This is a genomic window from Bacillus sp. P4_D3, assembly GCF_056401855.1.
The window spans coordinates 1-1,271 of record NZ_JBFUIN010000827.1 but is presented as its reverse complement, the minus strand read 5'-3'; the positions used below and the strand labels follow the sequence as shown (position 1 = coordinate 1,271).

Here is a 1,271-nt window from a genome sequence, read left to right as displayed (position 1 = left end):
TTTTTAGAGTCAGAGTCTATATTACGTGTTTCATTAGTGGATTTCAATTTTTTTGATTTGTTGAAAATTTGATTAATTATATGATGAAATAAGTAATTCAAAATGTGAAAAACTCTTGATTAAATACAAATTGAAAATAAAGAAAAACATAGAGAAAATAAAAAAGTGAGAACGTAGTTACTACTTCTCACTTTTCTCAAATGCAACATCAAACACTAGATTCTTTTAGCAACACTTATGATCTTGTCCAATAGCTAAACCGCTAAAAGATAGTGGACCAACAACATCTGCACTTGCACCACTAGTAAGGTTTTCTACAGTTAATGAATATTCGTGAGTCCCGCAGCTAACATTTTGATCTATAGCTTGAAATGTTTGCGCGTAAAATTGCTCAGAATCTGTAGATTCAATTCCTACTTGAGCGTTGAAGATTTCTGTATTGTCACGGAAAATTCGGAATAAAACTTGTGAAATCTCAGTTATACCTTCAACTCCAACTGTAGCGATTAATTCTACTCGATTATTACGTGAATCGCTTCTTGAAATTTTCAATTTAATATTTGCTAGAATTGCTTTATTTGGGGAATGGGGAATTGCAAAAGTTGTTTCACCCGTTTTATTTATTGGTTGAGTAGCTTGGTAATCAATGATATGAGTCATGTTCGTCACCTCCTCATATACTAAAATATGAAAGTAACGATGAATTAGCTTGGACATATACTAGAAGATGTTAATAGAATTGAGAATAAAGTTGAATATAGGGCGAGAATATAAAAGCATCAAGAAAGAATCACAATACTGTGAGGTGTATCTTGATGCTGTTTGTACATTAGGCAGAAAATTCTTCTTTACGTACTTCAAAGAATTCATTCCGGCGTAAGTAATTAAAAATTTTCTCTGAAACCTCTTTTTCCTCGGATATTAAGAAACGATGATCAAAAGCATAGAAAGATTGACCTTTAATTAATTTTACGTAGTATATTTTACACGCCTCCTTTAAATTAGGATTCTTAAATACTTTCTATTATGATGACCTATCTGGTTGTTAATAATACTTAAAGTTTCAAAGGGAAGAAGTATAAATTCAAAAAAACATTGAAACAGCTTACAAATCTGTAATGTTTTTGTCACCTTTAACGATAGTTAAAATTAACCAATATCTCCTATACTACAAATAAGTTACATAAAACAAGGAGGTAGAAAGATGGAGGAAGTAATTGGAGAAGTTGTAGCAGGGATTTGTGAATTTGTAGTTGAAGTTACGGTGGATG

The 1,271-nt window shown here is 31.2% G+C and carries 2 protein-coding genes; both read right to left on the bottom strand.

Annotation, left to right across the window (positions count from 1 at the left end; genetic code table 11):
- Positions 1 to 225 precede the first annotated feature (225 nt).
- Positions 226 to 660, bottom strand: a complete 435-nt coding sequence (gene exsC / locus AC1DTM_RS27055; RefSeq protein ID WP_016105137.1) for an exosporium protein ExsC — start codon at positions 658 to 660, stop codon at positions 226 to 228.
- A 169-nt stretch (positions 661 to 829) separates the two neighbouring features.
- The gene (locus AC1DTM_RS27050) at positions 830 to 982 is read right to left on the bottom strand and encodes a YqbF domain-containing protein (protein WP_078174330.1); all 153 of its coding nucleotides are present in this window, start codon (positions 980 to 982) and stop codon (positions 830 to 832) included.
- Positions 983 to 1,271: the final 289 nt, after the last annotated feature.

Bases quoted from the DNA above. Each gene is read 5' to 3' on its own strand.
- exsC (WP_016105137.1), bottom strand. From the start codon at position 660: ATGACTCATATCATTGATTACCAAGCTACTCAACCAATAAATAAAACG.